General features: G+C 69.7%; 17 protein-coding genes. 13 read left to right on the top strand and 4 right to left on the bottom strand.

Features of this window, described 5'->3' with window-relative positions; genetic code table 11:
* The 13 genes from Q1V71_RS04090 (at position 1) to Q1V71_RS04030 (ending at position 11,357) form a co-directional block, all read left to right on the top strand.
* Complete coding sequence (locus tag Q1V71_RS04090; protein WP_300640990.1) at positions 1-840, top strand: hypothetical protein; 840 nt, start codon at positions 1-3, stop codon at positions 838-840.
* Positions 837-2,516 (top strand): CpaF family protein, encoded by a 1,680-nt coding sequence (locus Q1V71_RS04085; protein WP_300640989.1) that lies wholly within the window; start codon positions 837-839, stop codon positions 2,514-2,516. The genes Q1V71_RS04090 and Q1V71_RS04085 overlap by 4 nt, the downstream gene beginning before the upstream one ends.
* Positions 2,513-3,454 carry a type II secretion system F family protein gene (locus Q1V71_RS04080; RefSeq protein WP_300640988.1) on the top strand — a complete coding sequence of 314 codons (942 nt, stop codon included), beginning with the start codon at positions 2,513-2,515 and terminating at the stop codon, positions 3,452-3,454. Before Q1V71_RS04085 ends, Q1V71_RS04080 begins: the two co-directional genes overlap by 4 nt.
* Complete coding sequence (locus Q1V71_RS04075; protein WP_300640987.1) at positions 3,451-4,365, top strand: type II secretion system F family protein; 915 nt, start codon at positions 3,451-3,453, stop codon at positions 4,363-4,365. The genes Q1V71_RS04080 and Q1V71_RS04075 overlap by 4 nt, the downstream gene beginning before the upstream one ends.
* Before the next feature lie 56 nt (positions 4,366-4,421).
* Positions 4,422-4,628, top strand: coding sequence for a hypothetical protein (locus Q1V71_RS04070; protein WP_300640986.1), 207 nt, complete (start codon positions 4,422-4,424; stop codon positions 4,626-4,628).
* Between the two features lie 54 nt (positions 4,629-4,682).
* Positions 4,683-5,033: a TadE family protein gene (locus tag Q1V71_RS04065; protein WP_300640985.1), complete on the top strand. Its 351-nt coding sequence runs from the start codon at positions 4,683-4,685 to the stop codon at positions 5,031-5,033.
* Positions 5,030-5,488 (top strand): TadE/TadG family type IV pilus assembly protein, encoded by a 459-nt coding sequence (locus Q1V71_RS04060; RefSeq protein ID WP_300640984.1) that lies wholly within the window; start codon positions 5,030-5,032, stop codon positions 5,486-5,488. Before Q1V71_RS04065 ends, Q1V71_RS04060 begins: the two co-directional genes overlap by 4 nt.
* Positions 5,485-5,934: a pilus assembly protein TadG-related protein gene (locus tag Q1V71_RS04055; protein WP_300640983.1), complete on the top strand. Its 450-nt coding sequence runs from the start codon at positions 5,485-5,487 to the stop codon at positions 5,932-5,934. Before Q1V71_RS04060 ends, Q1V71_RS04055 begins: the two co-directional genes overlap by 4 nt.
* On the top strand, positions 5,931-9,188 hold the full coding sequence (locus Q1V71_RS04050; RefSeq protein WP_300640982.1) for a LysM peptidoglycan-binding domain-containing protein: 3,258 nt from the start codon (positions 5,931-5,933) through the stop codon (positions 9,186-9,188). The genes Q1V71_RS04055 and Q1V71_RS04050 overlap by 4 nt, the downstream gene beginning before the upstream one ends.
* Before the next feature lie 23 nt (positions 9,189-9,211).
* The gene (locus Q1V71_RS04045) at positions 9,212-9,487 is read left to right on the top strand and encodes a hypothetical protein (RefSeq protein WP_300640981.1); all 276 of its coding nucleotides are present in this window, start codon (positions 9,212-9,214) and stop codon (positions 9,485-9,487) included.
* On the top strand, positions 9,484-10,050 hold the full coding sequence (locus tag Q1V71_RS04040) for a hypothetical protein (protein WP_300640980.1): 567 nt from the start codon (positions 9,484-9,486) through the stop codon (positions 10,048-10,050). Before Q1V71_RS04045 ends, Q1V71_RS04040 begins: the two co-directional genes overlap by 4 nt.
* Before the next feature lie 8 nt (positions 10,051-10,058).
* On the top strand, positions 10,059-10,949 hold the full coding sequence (locus tag Q1V71_RS04035) for a hypothetical protein (protein ID WP_300640979.1): 891 nt from the start codon (positions 10,059-10,061) through the stop codon (positions 10,947-10,949).
* 246 nt (positions 10,950-11,195) lie between these two features.
* Complete coding sequence (locus Q1V71_RS04030; protein ID WP_300640978.1) at positions 11,196-11,357, top strand: hypothetical protein; 162 nt, start codon at positions 11,196-11,198, stop codon at positions 11,355-11,357.
* On the opposite strand, the gene Q1V71_RS20020 is transcribed toward Q1V71_RS04030, so the two are convergent.
* From Q1V71_RS20020 to Q1V71_RS04015, 4 genes are all read right to left on the bottom strand, one after another.
* Positions 11,285-12,097: a TnsA-like heteromeric transposase endonuclease subunit gene (locus Q1V71_RS20020; RefSeq protein WP_367280121.1), complete on the bottom strand. Its 813-nt coding sequence runs from the start codon at positions 12,095-12,097 to the stop codon at positions 11,285-11,287. The genes Q1V71_RS04030 and Q1V71_RS20020 overlap by 73 nt on opposite strands.
* Positions 12,098-12,736: 639 nt before the next feature.
* Complete coding sequence (locus Q1V71_RS04025; protein ID WP_300640977.1) at positions 12,737-13,675, bottom strand: NAD-dependent epimerase/dehydratase family protein; 939 nt, start codon at positions 13,673-13,675, stop codon at positions 12,737-12,739.
* 131 nt (positions 13,676-13,806) lie between these two features.
* The gene (locus Q1V71_RS04020) at positions 13,807-14,595 is read right to left on the bottom strand and encodes a transposase (protein ID WP_300640976.1); all 789 of its coding nucleotides are present in this window, start codon (positions 14,593-14,595) and stop codon (positions 13,807-13,809) included.
* Complete coding sequence (locus Q1V71_RS04015; RefSeq protein ID WP_300640975.1) at positions 14,592-15,017, bottom strand: transposase; 426 nt, start codon at positions 15,015-15,017, stop codon at positions 14,592-14,594. Before Q1V71_RS04015 ends, Q1V71_RS04020 begins: the two co-directional genes overlap by 4 nt.
* Between the last annotated feature and the right edge of the window lie 217 nt (positions 15,018-15,234).

Here is a 15,234-nt window from a genome sequence, read left to right as displayed (position 1 = left end):
ATGGCGCTGATCGTCCTCGCCTCGGCCAGCGGGTCGCCCGGCGTCTCCACCACGGCGCTCGGGCTCACCCTCAACTGGCACCGACCGGTGCTCCTGGTCGACGCCGACCCCACCGGCTCCTCCTCGGTCTTCGCCGGCTACTTCCACGGCACCCAGGAGCCCACCGGCGGCCTGATCAACCTCGCCCTCTCCCTGCGCGAGGGAACGCTGGCCGAGGCGCTGCCGCGCGAGACGCTGCTGCTGGACCCCGAGGCGCCGGCCGAGCGCTCGGCGTGGTTCCTGCCCGGCATCCGGGCCCACGAGCAGGCCCCCAGCCTGCTGCCCCTATGGGAGCCGCTCACCGAGCAGCTGCGCGCCCTGGAGCGCAACGGCCAAGACGTCATCGTCGACGCCGGACGGCTCGGCCTCGCCGGCTGGCCCCAGCCGCTCATCGCCGCCTCCGACCTCACCCTGCTCGTCACCCGCAGCTCGCTGCCGGCCCTGGCCGGCGCCACCAGCTGGGCCAAGACCCTGCGCGCCCAGTTCGCCGGCGTCGGTGGCCTGTCACGGCTCGGGGTCCTCCTCGTCGACGAGGAGCGACGCTGGCCCGCGATGCCCACCGGCGCCCGAGTCCGGCCCTACAGCGCCCGACACATTGCCAAGGCCCTGCAGCTCCCCGTCGTCGCCTCCGTGGAATGGGAGCCCGAGGTCGCCGAGGTCTACTCCCACGGCGCCCGCAAGCCCCGCAAGTTCGAGTCCTCCGGGCTGCTGCGCGGCTACCGGGCCAGCGCCGCGGCCATCCAGTCCATCCTCGGCGCCAACCAGGCCGCCCTCGCTCCCACGAACGGAGGCCACGCATGAGCACCAACGGACACCACTCCGACACCAACGGCCGCGACCCGCTGCGCGCCGACGAGTGGCTCGAGGCCCGTCACGCCGCGAACCGGGAGCAGACCTCGCCCTTCGCCCGAGGCCGCAGCACCAACGGCACCCCGCCGCCCCCGCCGCCGGTCGTCGAGGACCACGACCCGACCTCCCTGCCGATCTTCGCCGGCGCCTGGACCAGCGAGCAGGAGCTTCCGGGCCGTGCTCGCTCGGAGTTCAGCCTGCGCCCGCTCGTGGCGCCCGCACCGGAGGAGCACCACCACAACGTGCCCGGCGCGGAGGGCCGGGTCGAGCTGGACTGGGAGCTGATCGCGCAGTACCGCGCGGAGATCTCCTCGCGGCTGACCGCCCGGCTCGACAAGGAAGGTGGCCGGGTCACCGACGAGGACCGCGAGCAGATGGGCCTCGACGTCATCGAGGAGCTCATCAAGTCCGAGGCCGAGACGCTGGTCTCCACCGGCCGGCCCCCGTGGACCAAGGACCAGGAGAAGGCGCTCAAGTCCGCCCTCCACGCCGCCCTGTTCGGTCTGGGCCGCCTGCAGCCCCTGGTCGAGCGCGAGGACGTCGAGAACATCATCGTCATCGCCCGCGGCCCCGAATGCGTGGTGTGGCTGGAGCTGGTCGACGGCACCCTGGTCGAGGCCGACCCGATCGCCGACTCCGAGGACGAGCTGCGCGAGTTCCTCGCCGACCTCGGCGCCCGGCAGAACCGGCCCTTCACCGAGGCCCGCCCGCACCTGGACCTCCGGCTGCCCGGGGGAGCGCGCCTCGCGGCCGGCTCCTGGGTGATGGCCTACACCTCGGTCGTGATCCGCCGCCACGGCATGCGCGAGGTCTCCATGGACGAGATGGTCTACGACCGCAAGGCCTGCACCGTGGTCCTGGCCGACTTCCTCGCCGCCTGCGTGCGGGCCGGCAAGAGCATCGTCGTCTCCGGCGTCCAGGGCTCCGGCAAGACCACCTGGGTCCGCGCCCTGTGCTCGTGCATCCCGCCCTGGGAAATGATCGGCACCTTCGAGACCGAGTTCGAGCTGCACCTGCACGAGCTGGCCGACCGGCACAAGATCGTCCACGCCTGGGAGCACCGCCCCGGATCCGGCGAGGTCGGCATCGACGGCCGCCAGGCCGGTGAGTTCAGCCTCGAGGAGGCCATCCACCACTCCTTCCGGTTCAACCTCGCCCGCCAGATCGTCGGCGAGGTCCGCGGCCCCGAGGTCTGGAACATGCTCAAGGCCATGGAGTCCGGCCCCGGCTCGATCAGCACCACCCACGCCCGCAGCGCCGAGCACACCATCGAGAAGCTCGTCTCCTGCGCCATGGAGAAGGGCCCGCAGGTCACCCGCGAGCTCGCGATCAGCAAGCTCGCCGCCGCGATCGACATCGTGATGTACCTGCGCTCCGAGGTCGTCTCCAACGGCGACGGCACCTTCCGCAAGCAGCGCTGGGTCGAGGAGGTCCTGGTCGTCCAGCCCAGCATCGACGCGGCCCGCGGGTACGCCACCACCCCGATCTTCGCGCCCAACCAGCTCGGCCAGGCCGTCGCGACCGGCAAGCTCGACAACTTCCTCGCCCAGGAGCTGGCACGCCACGGATTCGACCTCGAGGCGTACAAGGCCGAGTCCCAGGCCAACCCGGGGGTGGCCACCTCATGAGCCCAATGTCATCGGGGTTCCTGCCCGCCGTGCTCGGCGCCCTCATCGTCATCGGCCTGATCGGCATGGTCTACGCGATGATCCCGGCGCCGCCCAAGCCGCCGAAGCCGGCCCGGACCACCACCCCGTTCGGACGGCTCGGCAGCTGGTTCGTCCGGCTCGACGATCGTACCCGGATGCTGATGATCGGCGGCGCCGCGGCCGGCCTCCTGGTCGCGCTGGTGACCGGCTGGGTGATCGCCATCGTCCTCGTCCCGGCCGCGATCGTCGGCATCCCGCTGCTGCTCACACCCCCGCCGGCGGCCGCGAGCATCGAGAAGCTCGAGGCGCTCGAGGAGTGGACCCGGTCCCTGTCCGGCAAGCTGACCGCCGGCCAGTCCCTGCGCTCGGCGCTCATCAAGTCGCTGCAGTCGACACCGGAGCCGATCGAGCGCGAGGTCGGGCTGATGGTCTCCCGGCTGTGGAACAACACCTCCTCCACCGAGGACGTCCTGCGCGCCTTCGCCGAGGACCTCAACGACTCCACCGGCGACGTCGTGGCCAGCCAGCTGATCCTGGCCGCCAGGGGCCGCGGGCAGGCTGGACTGTCGAAGGCACTCGACGCCCTCGCCGAGACCGTCGCGGCCGACGTCCGTGCCCGACGCCAGATCGCCGCCGACCAGGCCAAGCCCCGCACCACCGCCCGCACCGTCACTGTAATCACCCTCGGTGTGCTCGGCATCCTCGCCTTCACCGGCGACTACATCGAGCCCTACGGCACTCCGCTGGGTCAGGTGGTCCTCGCCGTTCTGCTCACCGCGTACGTGGCCACCCTGCTCTGGATGCGCCGGATGGCGGTTGCCAAGCCGCTCCCGCGGTTCCTCGACCTCGAGGCCCGCAACGCCCACCGCGCCGCCCAGCGCACAGCGCACAGCGAGAAGGAAGGAGCACTGGCATGACCGGCCTGCAGCTCGCGCTCGCCAGCGGCACCCTCCTCGGACTGGCCCTCGCCCTGCTCGTGTGGCGCCTCGCGCCCTCTGACCCGGACCTGGTCGACGCCCTGGACCGGCTCTCGCCCGACCGCGTCGTGCCCCGCCGCGGCACCCCCGTCGTCGACGACGCCGGCACCGACACCGGCTCGGCCGTCGACCGGATCGGCCTGTGGGCGATGAAGAACCTGCCCGGCGGCGCGTGGGCACACACGCCCCGCAAGGACTTGGCCATCCTGCAGATCAGTGAGACCCGGTTCTACGGCGAGAAGGTCGTCTGGGCCCTGCTCGGCCTCATCATGCCGCCGCTGCTGGCCACCTTCTTCTCGCTGATCGGCCTGCCGCTGCCGTTCGCGATCCCCACGCTCGGATCGCTGGCCCTGGCTGCCTTGTTCTGGTTCATGCCCAACTACAACGCCACCGACGACGCCAAGAAGGCCCGCATCGAGTTCAACCGGGCCCTCGGCGCCTACATCGACATGGTCGCCACCGGCGTCCGCGACGGATCCAGCGGCCAGCAGGCGCTGCGCTCCGCAGCCGAGGTCGGCGACAAGTGGGTGTTCAAGCGCATCGAGAGCGAGCTGCGCCGCGCCCGCTACATGACCCGCGCACCATGGGACTCCCTGCACAGCCTGGCCGACGAGCTCGGCGTCCCCGAGCTCGACGACCTCGCCGACATCATGCAGCAGTCCGGCCAGGACGGAGCCCAGATCTACAACAACCTCCGGGCCCGCGCCGCGGGGCTTCGCTCGGCGATGCTCAGCGCCGAGCTCGGCAAGGCCAACGCCGCCTCCGAGCGCATGTACATCCCGGCCAGCCTGCTCGGCATCGTCTTCATGGCGATCCTCGTCACCCCGTCGATGCTCCGATTCGCGACCTAACACCGACGTCAATCCCGGGACACCCCCTACTCCACCACCCAGAAAGGAACAACCCGATGTTGAAGCTCTTCATCACCCTCCAGGTGACGGCCCTCGCCGTGATCGCCAGCATGGAGGACCGCACCGTCAAGCACCGACGCGACGAGCGCGGCTCGGTCACGATCGAGCAGGTCATCTGGGCCGGCGCGGTCATCCTCATCGTCGGCATCGTCGTCGCCGCGATCAGGGCGTTCGTGACCAACGAGGCCGGAAAGATCAAGTAGGACCCGTCCATGTTCTCCAGCTCTCGCCGCCGACGCCGGGACGAGCGCGGCTCAGTGGCCATCCAGATGGTCTTCCTGATGCCGGCGCTGTTCGCGGTGATGTTCCTCGGTGTCCAGGGAGCCCTGTACTACCACGCGAAGCAGGTAGCGCTCGCGGCCGCGCAGGAGGGCGCCCGCGAGGCGGGCAGCGAGAACGGCACCCGCGAGTCCGGAGTGGCGACCGCGAACGGCTTCCTCCAGGACGCCGGCGGCTCTGACGTGATGACGTCGACCAGCGTCTCCGGGTCACGGACCACGACAACGGCAACGATCATCGTCACCGGCAAGTCGCTGAGCGTGATCCCCGGCTGGCAGGTGACCGTCAGGCAGAGCGCCAGCGTCCCGGTCGAAAGGCTCACCGAATGAGGGGGCAGAGCATCTGGGCACGCGCCTTCAACCGCAGCCAGGACGAGCGCGGATCCGTGGCCATCGAGGCAGCGATCGGCGTCCCGGCCTTCGGCCTGTTCATCGCGATGATCATCCTCGGCGGACGCGTCGAGATCGCCAAGCAGTCGGTGGAGGCCGCCGCCTACGAGGCAGCTCGAGCAGCGTCCATCGAGCGGACCCAGAGCGAGGCGATCAGCTCGGGCAAGTCCGCGGCCAACAGCAGCCTGAACGACCAGGGTCTGCAGTGCGCGACCACCAACGTCACGGTCAACGCCGCGGGGTTCAACGCCCCGCTGGGCACCACCGCCCAGGTGACCGCCACGGTGACCTGCAAGGTCGACGTGGCCGACCTGGCCATCCCCGGTCTGCCCGGCACCAGGACGATCACCGCGACCGCCAGCAGCCCCGTCGACGCCTACCGGGAGCGCCGATGATCAGCCACCTGCGGCGCCTCGGAACGCGCCGTGCGCGCGATGAGCGCGGCTCCATCAGCGTCTGGTTCGCCACCGCGTCCTTCGCGATGATCATCCTCGTGGGGATGGCCGTCGACCTCGGCGGCAAGGTCCACACCCAGCAGCAGGCCCGCAGCGCCGCCGCCCAGGCCGCCCGCACCGGCGCCCAGGAGGTCCAGGGTTCGACCGCGGTGCGCGGTGAGGACCTCCGGGTCGACATCGCCGCGGCCAAGGCCGCCGCCCAGGACTACCTCCACGCCGCCGGCGTGGAAGGGACCGCGCGCGTCGTCAACGGCGACACCCTGATCGTCACCACCACCGACACCTACACCAGCAAGTTCCTCGGGATCATCGGCCTGGACTCCATGCAGGTCACCGGGGAGGCGTCCGCGCGGCTCATCCGCGCCGAAGGAGGCATCGAACGATGACCACGCCCCACCCCACCATCGGCCAGCGACTCACGGGCCTTGCCGCCTCGCTCGCCGTGCTGGGCATCGTCCTCGGCCTGCCCGCCCTCTTCCTCGCGATCGGCGCCAGCCCGATCCCCGAGCAGATGCCAACCCTGGACAGCGTCAAGAACGCTCTTCTGGCGCCCGATGACGGCACGCTCGTTCTCGGCCTGTTCAAGGTGATCGGCTGGGTCGCGTGGGCCTTCATGGCTCTCAGCCTCGTCGTGGAGGCCATCGCGGCGCTCCGCAAGGTCCAGGCACCCCAACTGCCGGGCCTGGGTCGGCCCCAGGCAGCAGCGCGCGGCCTGATCGGCCTGGCCGCCCTGTTGTTCATCGCCGCCCCCATCGCCGCGCAGGCAACCACGATCAGCTCGGTCGCCGCGGCCCCGGCGACGGTGGGGCACGTCACCGCCGGCGCCGACCATGCTGCGCAGCAGGCACCCGCCCGGCAGGACGTCAAGGCTGAGACGACGCAGGAGCGCCAGGGACCTCAGACCGTCGACCACGCTGTGAAGCCGGGGGAGAGCCTCTGGTCGATCGCCGAGGACCACTTCGGCGACGGAGCCCGCTACAAGGAGATCGCCGAGCTCAACCGCGACCTGCTCGGCACCCAGCCGAGCTTCCTCGAGCCCGGATGGGTGCTCAAGCTGCCGGCGCCCGCCGACGCAGCACCGGCGCACGGCTACACCGTGCAGCCCAACGACACCCTCAGCGACATTGCGCAGGACAAGCTCGGCGACGCTGACCGGTGGCCGGAGATCTACAAGGCCTCCACCGCGATCACCCAGCCAGGCGGAGTCCAGCTGACCGACCCCGACGTGATCGACGTGGGCTGGAAGCTCAACATCCCCGGCGCCGAGACGCCGGTCGACGACCGGCAGGACCAGCCGCAGCCGCGCGAGGACAAGCCGCAGACCCCAGCGGAGCCCAAGGACGAGCAGCCGCCGGTCGACCCGCCGGGCGAGGAGACCCCGCCGGCCGCCGAAGAGACCCCGGCGCCGGAGACCGCCGCACCCGAGGTCCCGCAGGCCGAGGAGCCGGCGGCGCCGGCCGCCGCCGTCGACCAGGTCGACGACACCGACGACTCGATCCTCGAGGCACCCTGGGTCCTCGCCGGTCTCACCGGCGGGGGCGTCCTGCTGTCCGGAGCCCTGCTCATGGCCCTGCGGTCGCGCCGGCGCTCCGCCTTCCGGAACCGACCGCCGGGCCGCGCGATCGCCGCCCCGCCGCCCGAGCTCGCGCCGGTGGAGATGACCCTGAACGCGACCGGCGCCGCCGCGGCCGCCACCGTGGAGTTCGCCGACGAGGCCCTGCGCCGCCTCGCGGCCGCGGTCGGAGCCCAGGGCACCACGATGCCGCCGCTCGCCGCGGTGGAGCTCGGGCACGGCAAGCTGACGCTGCACCTCAGCGCTCCGGCCGACGTCCCCGCTCCCTGGGTGGGCAGCCCCGACCAGACCCACTGGCACGTCACCACCGACACCGCGTTCGAGGACCTCGGTCCCGACACCGGCAACGTCGAACCGCCCTACCCGCTGCTGGCCACCATAGGCATGAGCGACACCGGCGAGACCTGGCTGCTGAACTGCGAGGAGCTCTCCACGCTGACCATCAGCGGCGACCCCACCTACGGCCGCGACTTCGCCCGCCACCTCGCCGCCCAGCTGGCCGTCAACCCGTGGTCGCGCCGCGTCCAGGTCGACTGCATCGGCGTGGCCGAGGAGACCGTGGCCATGGACGAGCGGATCACCTACTACCCGACCGGCGCGGCCGGGACGCCCGCAACCGCGGAGATCCTCGCCGCGGCGGTGACCACCGTCGACCGGGCGAAGCGACACGACACCGACGTGTCCACGGCCCGCACCGGCAGCGTCGACGACGACACCTGGCCCGCGCGGATGCTGCTGCTGGACGCCGCGGCCGGAGACCCCGCCGACCTCGAGCAGCTGCTGCAGCTGGTCAACGATCACGTCGGTCAGTCCGCGACCTCCATCGTGGTCGCCGGCGAGCGCCCCAACACTCCTGGCGCCGTGCTGCACATGACCAACACCGGCCGCGTCATCCTCGAGCACGCCGGCCTCAACCTGATCGCGGTCGGGCTCACCAGCGACGAGGCTCGCGGATGCGCCCTGGTCTACGCCCAGAGCGAGACCCCGGAGTACGTCGACACCCCGGTGGACGAGACCGCCACCGACGGCTGGGAGGCCTACACCGACGAGGCCGGCGCGCTGCGCCGGGAGTACACCCTGCCGCGCAACACCCCCGAGGACGCCGTCGACGAGCCGATGTCCTCCCTGCTCGAGGGTGAGGACGAGGAGTACATCCGGGAGAGCGCGATCCTCCAGGAGGACCTCGAGGTCCTCGCACCCAAGGTGCCCGCCCACGTCCGCGCCGAGGTCGAGGAGAAGGACCCCACCCTCGACCAGGACATCGCCGACTGGTTCTCGACCGACTGCGACCGTCCGCGGCTCATCCTGCTCGGCCCGGTCACCGCCCGCACCCACGGCAAGGCGCTGGCCAAGCGCAAGCCCTACTTCACCGAGCTGCTGGCATTCCTGGCCCTGCACCGCAAGCAGGGCGCCACCCGCGAGCAGATCCGTGAGGCGTTCTCGATCTCCGACGGCAAGGTGCGCGACTACACCAACATCGTGCGCGACTGGCTCGGCACCAACCCCCGCACCGGCGAGGACCACCTGCCGTACGCAGACAAGGCGCCGGCGGCCAAGGTCACCGGGGTCAACGTCTACCAGGTCGACGACGGCCTGCTCGTCGACCTCGACCTGTTCAAGCGGCTGTGTAAGCGCGGCCGAGCCCGCGGTGGCGCGGAGGGTCTCGCCGACCTGTGCACCGCGCTCGAGCTGGTCGGAGAGGCCCAGCCGTTCAGCCAGCTGCGTGAGGAGGGCTGGGAGTGGCTCGCCACCCTGCCGAACCGCCTCGACCTGATGGTCCCCGGCTGGATCGCCGACGTCGCGCTCATCGTGGTCACCGAGGCCCTCGCCGCCGGCGACCTCGTCAAGGCCCGCTCGGCCGCCTACGTCGCCAACCATGCCGATCCCGACGGGGAGAGCACCCGCCTGTGCCTGGCCGCCGTCATGAAGGCCGAGGGCGACGAGCTCGGGGCCGACCGGATCCTGCGCGAGGAGATCTGCAACCGGTCCGACGACGGCGACGCCCCCATGGAACTGTCGGAGCGCACGAAGACAATCATCCGTACGCACGGCTGGCTCGCGAGCTGACTCGGGGAAGGGAGCACCAGCACATGGCAACGTTCGACCAAGAGCTCACCGGCCGCTACGCCGCGGCCGGCGCCGACCACGCCGACCTCGACGCCCGCCGCATCGCCCGGGCCGTGTTCGTGCGCGACACCATCCGCACGCTCTACAACGCCGACAAGAAGTTCGGGTTCGACCCGGCCGACAACGGCTCGCTCGCCGAGCTCGTCGACGCCGCCGAAGAACACCTCGAGCACATCGCCAACGACGTCAGCCAGCGATCCGTCATGGCCCCGCCCACCACAGGAGGAGACACCGCATGAGGAAGCACCACTCCGCACTCGGGGGAGTGGCCCTCGCCCTCGCCCTGGCTCTCACGGGCTGCGGCGGCGACGACAACGAGCCCACGGTCCAGGAGACCCCGAGCCAGTCCCCATCACCGACGACGCCCGCCGCCTCGCCGACTCCGAAGACGGATGAGGAGAAGGCGGCCGCGCAGCTGACGGCCTACCTCGACGTGCGGGACGACTTCTACCGACAGGCGACAATCGACTTCAAGCGCCTCAACAAGGTGGCCACCGGCAGCGAGTTCCTGAACGTCCAGCAGCACGTCTCAGCGATCGAGCGCTCCGGCGGCAAGGTCACCGGGGAGTACGTCCACACGCTCGGGGAGCCGCGCGACCGAGGCGCGTACATCCTCATCATCGACTGTGAGGACCGGTCGGGGGTCGAGCGCACCAACAAGGCTGGCCAGCTCGTCCCAGAGCCGACCGGCCCCGACGGCAAGCCGGTGCCGAACCCGCTCCCGATCGAGTACACGCTCGTGAAGGAGAAGGGCCGCTGGCTCGTCAGCGAGCAGAACGGCCTCCTGGAGGAATCGTGCTAGCGCGAGTCGTGGCGGCCGCGATCGTGGCCCTGGTCGGGCTCGTGGTCGCTCCCGTGCCGTTGGCGGCGGCCGAGGGCGATGGCCAGTGCACTCAGGTGGTAGACCCCATCACCAACGAGGTGAAGTGGGTGTGCGAGAACGGCGGCGGCGATCCTGGCGGCGGCGGCCAGAACCCCGGCGGCGGCTCGTCGACGTGCACGTACGCAGGCAGTGAGATCCCGTGCTCATTGGGTGGCGGGCAGTGGAGTAGCAAGAACGCCTGCTACGTCATTCCGACGCCCGTGTCGCCTCAGCCGGCTCCGCCGCCGGGACAGACTGACCAGGACGGGGACTGGCATAACTGCATCCAGCCGGCTGGCTACCTGGGATCGAATCAACCGGTATGGGTGGAGGCCGGCGAGACACTGATCGACCCCGCGGTCCTCGCCCAACGTGCTATCGCCTCCATGAACCTGGACCCGATCACGATCGGGATCGTCCCGGAGCCCGGGCCCGATCGCGTCGGCCTGGTCGGCCTGCCGGTGTGGATGTGGGTCGAGGACCAGGCGCCGAACACCTACGGGCCGATCACGGCCTCAGCCAGCCAAGGCCCGGTCTCGGTCACCGCCACGGCGAAGGTGTCGAGCATCGTGTGGGACATGGGCGACGGCACCAAGAAGACCTGCACCGGCCCCGGCACCCCGTACGAGGACCGCTACGGCAAACAGGACTCCCCGACGTGCGGGCACCGCTACGAGCAGATGAGCGACGACCAGCCAGACGACGCCTACCAGGTCACCGCCACGAGCCATTGGGTCGTCGAGTGGAGCGGTGGTGGCCAGTCCGGAACCATCGAGTTCGACATCACCACCGAGCCGCTGCCGATCCGCATCGGTGAGGCCCAGGTGCTGACGCAGTGATCGTCGGCGCGAAGCGCTGAGCGCCCAGAGACAGGTCCCCGGCCTCGAGCAGGACGGGGACCTGTTCTCGCTCCGGGCGGATCAAGGCCGGGACGGCTGGGCGATAGCCGGCCCGGTGGGGTGCCTGACCCTAGGGGAAAGCCCCAGGCGTCTCGGGTCACCTGGGGCTCGGGATGCAGTAGAGCATGCGTCGCTGCGGCCGCGCAGGAGATTCGGAAATGTGACTCGGGTGGGTACCGTGACGGCGTGACGTCCAACGGCAACGACCAGGAGATACCGGTCATCGCCAAGGATGCGGGCACCAACCGCCAGCTGCAGAAGACCATGCATGTTGGTCATGCCACGACCAACGTCGCCGCGGTCAACGGTTGGCTCAGATCGACCCGGATCTTGCCCGTCCAGACGTGATGCCACACGACCGCACGACGCTCCGGGGACGACGCGCCAAGGACGGCTCCCAGGACCGCCCCCGATGCGCATTCTTGGAGGACTTCCGCCTCGAGGTGAGGGTTGCCCGCCGGGTTGTGTCTGTGACCGTGCAGCCACAACAGATTGTGCCGATGGACCGGCGTCAGCCCGGTGAAGACCCGGTAGGCCCAACCGACCTCCCGGCAGGCGTCGGAGCTGAGCTCCGCAACGGCGGCGAACGCAGGCGAGTGAGCTCGATCGGGGGACTTGACGTCCCACACTGTCACGGCCCCCGCCCGGTCTGCAGTGAGCAGATCGGGGACGTGCCCCTTCGTTCGCCCATCCAATGGCCACTCGACTCGACATGGCTGGGGCACCAGCCACGAGGCGTCCCCGTCGCGGTCAAGCAGGCGAAGTAGGTCGTGCTCGAGACCGGACTCCAGAGCGATGTGGGCGCCGGTGGTCATGCTGAATGCCCGAACCGGGATGTGTCGGCTCAAGGCACCCGAGCGAGGTCTCCGCACTGGGAGGAGCAACCGGGGATCCGGCGCGCCGTCGTCCCAGCTCCACACTCCGGCGTTTCCCGCGGTCCGGAAGGTCCACGCCGTACCGGTTGGCCTGGGGGCTGACCATCGCCAGTCGTCGCCACTAGAATCACGCAAGGCGATTCCCTCGCTTTCAAGCGTGCATCGGGAGTCGTTCAGGGGCGTGCCCGTTGCTGCGGGTGCGCCCCATCCCATCTCTGGGGAGGGCGCTTCTCACCTCTGTCGACTCGCTTGAGAGTAGGCCCGGCAATGGCATTGCGGCAAGGGATCGACCGCCCATTTACTGGCATGCGTCAGGCTCTATGAGTTCTATTCTTACTGTTCCTTGGTCGCCAAATGTGCGCCTGGGGTGCACAATTAACGCCCGGTCTCGCTCGTCCTAGCCGTCTGGCGCCGCCGACGCAGGGGACCAAACCATGCAGAGCACCCAAGCCAGAATGGAGTCGCCCATGGCAGACGGAGTTACAAATGTGCACGCCGAGGTGGAGATGGCCGCTGGCCGAGCTTGCGACAACCCTGACTGCCCCGCTCGCATCCACTGGTCGGGCCAGCGTGGGAGGCCCCAACTCTTCTGCTCCGCCGCATGCCGGAAGCGCGCGATCAGTGCCGCCGGGCACCTTGAGCGCCAGGTCGACCAACTCAAGGGACGGTTGGATGAATCCGCAGTGACCTACCGCGAGGAGCGCGCCCTCCGCGCAGCGCTCTCCCGCGTGCAATGGCTCCTGAGCTCCTACCCCGAGTCGACCAGGCGGACCAGAGACCCTGTCCGGCCAGCCGACTCCTGACGACATTGCCCCCGTCGCCCTTCGCCGGTCCGACAGCGAAGTGATGCTCCTATTGGCCGTCAAGGAGTGCTTTTGCCCATTCCGACTCCTGCTTGGTAGGCACGTAGTCTGGGACGCCTGACCTCTTCAGCCATTCCCACGTCTGTTGGAGTCCCGTCCGAAGGTCCGGGCCGGTAGCTAATCCCACGCGCGTGAGTCGATCCATGTCGAGCACGAGGTCCATGTCCCGGAACGGGAAGTAGCTCCTAGCCGCGACGGCTGCTTCCCCGGTGTGAAGGAGGTGGGCAGGATGCCCGCTGACCTCGGCGAGCAGCGCGAGATAGTCGTTGAACGTGTAAGAAGTGGCAGTGCCGACGTTGTACGTTCCTGGCGTTGCCCTTCGGTCCACGACCTCCTCTACGACGCTGGCGAGGTGGTCGACATGGCAGAACTGGATCAATGCGCGTCCGTCACTCGGAACGAAGATCGGCTCACCCGCCGCCATTCGCGCCCAGAGCCACTTCTCGCGGTCCTCATTGTTTTCGGGTCCGTAGACGTAGGGCGGGCGGAGGATTGTTACCTCCTCAATTCCGGAGGCCCGGACCAGTTCCTCACATGCGGCCTTGTCCTCGCCGTAGCCGCCCCAGACAGGGTCGCCGCCAACGTGCGAGTCCTCACGGATTGGATAGGCAGCTCCAGGCGTGTAGACCGCCGCTGAACTGATCAGCACGTACGCACGCGGCAGTTGCTCCCCGAGCCCGCCGAGGAGTCCGCGAACGTGATTCGGATCCGTGGCGGATACATCGACCACGACGTCAAACGCATCGCTGTCCGCGAAGAGCTCGCGCAGGACGTCGGGCTCGTTTCGATCTGCGATTAGGTGCCGGATTCGACCGTCGGCGACCGGACGACTACCTCTGTTGAGAACGCTCACGGTGTGGTGACGACTTAGGGTGGACACGATGGAGCGACCGATGAAGTTGGTTCCACCCGCCACGAGGATCTGCATCCGCACTTCCCTTCGCTGTCGGCTGGCTGTGAGCGATCGATGCCACGGCACCGTACCGAGTGGGCTGACATTCGCCCGGTTGCGGGCGCAATTTCGGTTCTACAGCGCAAGTCGGCAGAGTCCCACTCAGTTCAAGCAGCGAGGAGCCAGTCGCGGTAGCTCTTCGCGAGTGTGTCGTTGCGCCTGATGCCGCGCTCCAGCTCGCTGATGGTGGCCGGCCAGACGCCGAGATTGTTCGCCGCGGCGGTGAGTGTGATGTTCTTGGACTGCCGCAGCGGTCGTAGGTCATCAACGCCCGGCACGGCGACCGGCGTGGTCAGGAGCCGGAAGACCTCGCGGGCGATGGCGCGCTTGAGCTTGCGCAGAATCTCCTTATTGCTGAACCCGGCCTCGCGCTGCCGTGCGACGTAGTCCTTGGTTCGCTGGTCGCTGGCCAACCGAACCATCGCGATCCGGTACAGCGCGTTGTTCGCCGCCCGGTCCCCACCGCGTGAGAGACGGTGTCGGGTCACCTTGCCCGAGGACGCCGGGATCGGACTCGCGCCGCAGAGTGCCGCGAACGCCGCCTCGGACCTGAGCCTCTCAGGGTTGCCGCCAGCGGTGAGGAGCAACTGGGCGGCGGTGTCCGGTCCGACGCCGTAGGCCGCGCGCAGGGTGGGGTTGGCTTCGGTGACCAGCTTGTCGAGCTCGGCCCCGAGGCGCTCGTGCTCACGCAGCAGCTCGTTGCAGCGTTGCGCCAGCGTCTTGAGCGCCAACAGCACGGCCCGCTCGACCGGAGTCCGGTTCGCTGGCACCTGCATACGGGCCAACACGACGAGCCGTTTGTCGCTGGACAGGTCGCGGTACTTCTCCCGAATCGCGCTCGGGGCGGTGACGAGTTGCTGATGGATCTGCCGCATCGCCGACGTGCGGGCCTTCATCGCCGAGCGGCGTGCGTTGTGCAACCGCGGATACCTTCGATCGCGGCGGTGTTCTTCACCGGCGCGACCCGGTGGCTGCCCATCGCGGCCCGCGCCGCCTGGTAGGCATCGATCGGGTCCGACTTCCCCAGTCGGCGACGCTCTGCCCGTTCCGGCCGGATCACCTCGACCACGACCAGACCCTCGGCGACGGCCGCAGTCGTGATTCTGACGCCGTAGGAGGAGGTCCCCTCGATGCCGATCGCGATCGGCTCGCCGTGGCTGGCGATGAACGCGAGCGCCCGCTTGTAGCCGGCCGGGCTGGTGGGGAACTCGCGGTCCTCGAGGTCGTGGCCGCGGTCGTTGACCACGGCGACGTGGATGGTGTCTTCGTGGGTGTCGATGCCGCCGTAGACCTGCTCGGGCGCTTCTGCTGATGTCATGCTGGATGGTGCCTTCCACTCGCTGAAGGGAGGCCCCAGCCGGGTGGGCAGACAGGACAGTAGTGAGGCTTTAGCCAGGTCAAGTCCGCTGGGGTGGTGTACGAGGTTGATCCCTCGGTTGGGGGTGTCAGTCAGGCTGTGAGGGCCTGGAGGTCGGGTTCGGTGGTCACCTCCTCGACGATGGTGTCGACGGCTTGGGCGCGGGCCAGCACGTCGA

This window comes from Nocardioides sp., from assembly GCF_030149505.1.
In the GTDB taxonomy this organism is placed as follows: domain Bacteria; phylum Actinomycetota; class Actinomycetes; order Propionibacteriales; family Nocardioidaceae; genus Nocardioides.
The sequence above is the reverse complement of the archived record's forward strand: the minus strand, read 5'-3'. Positions and strand labels throughout refer to the sequence as shown.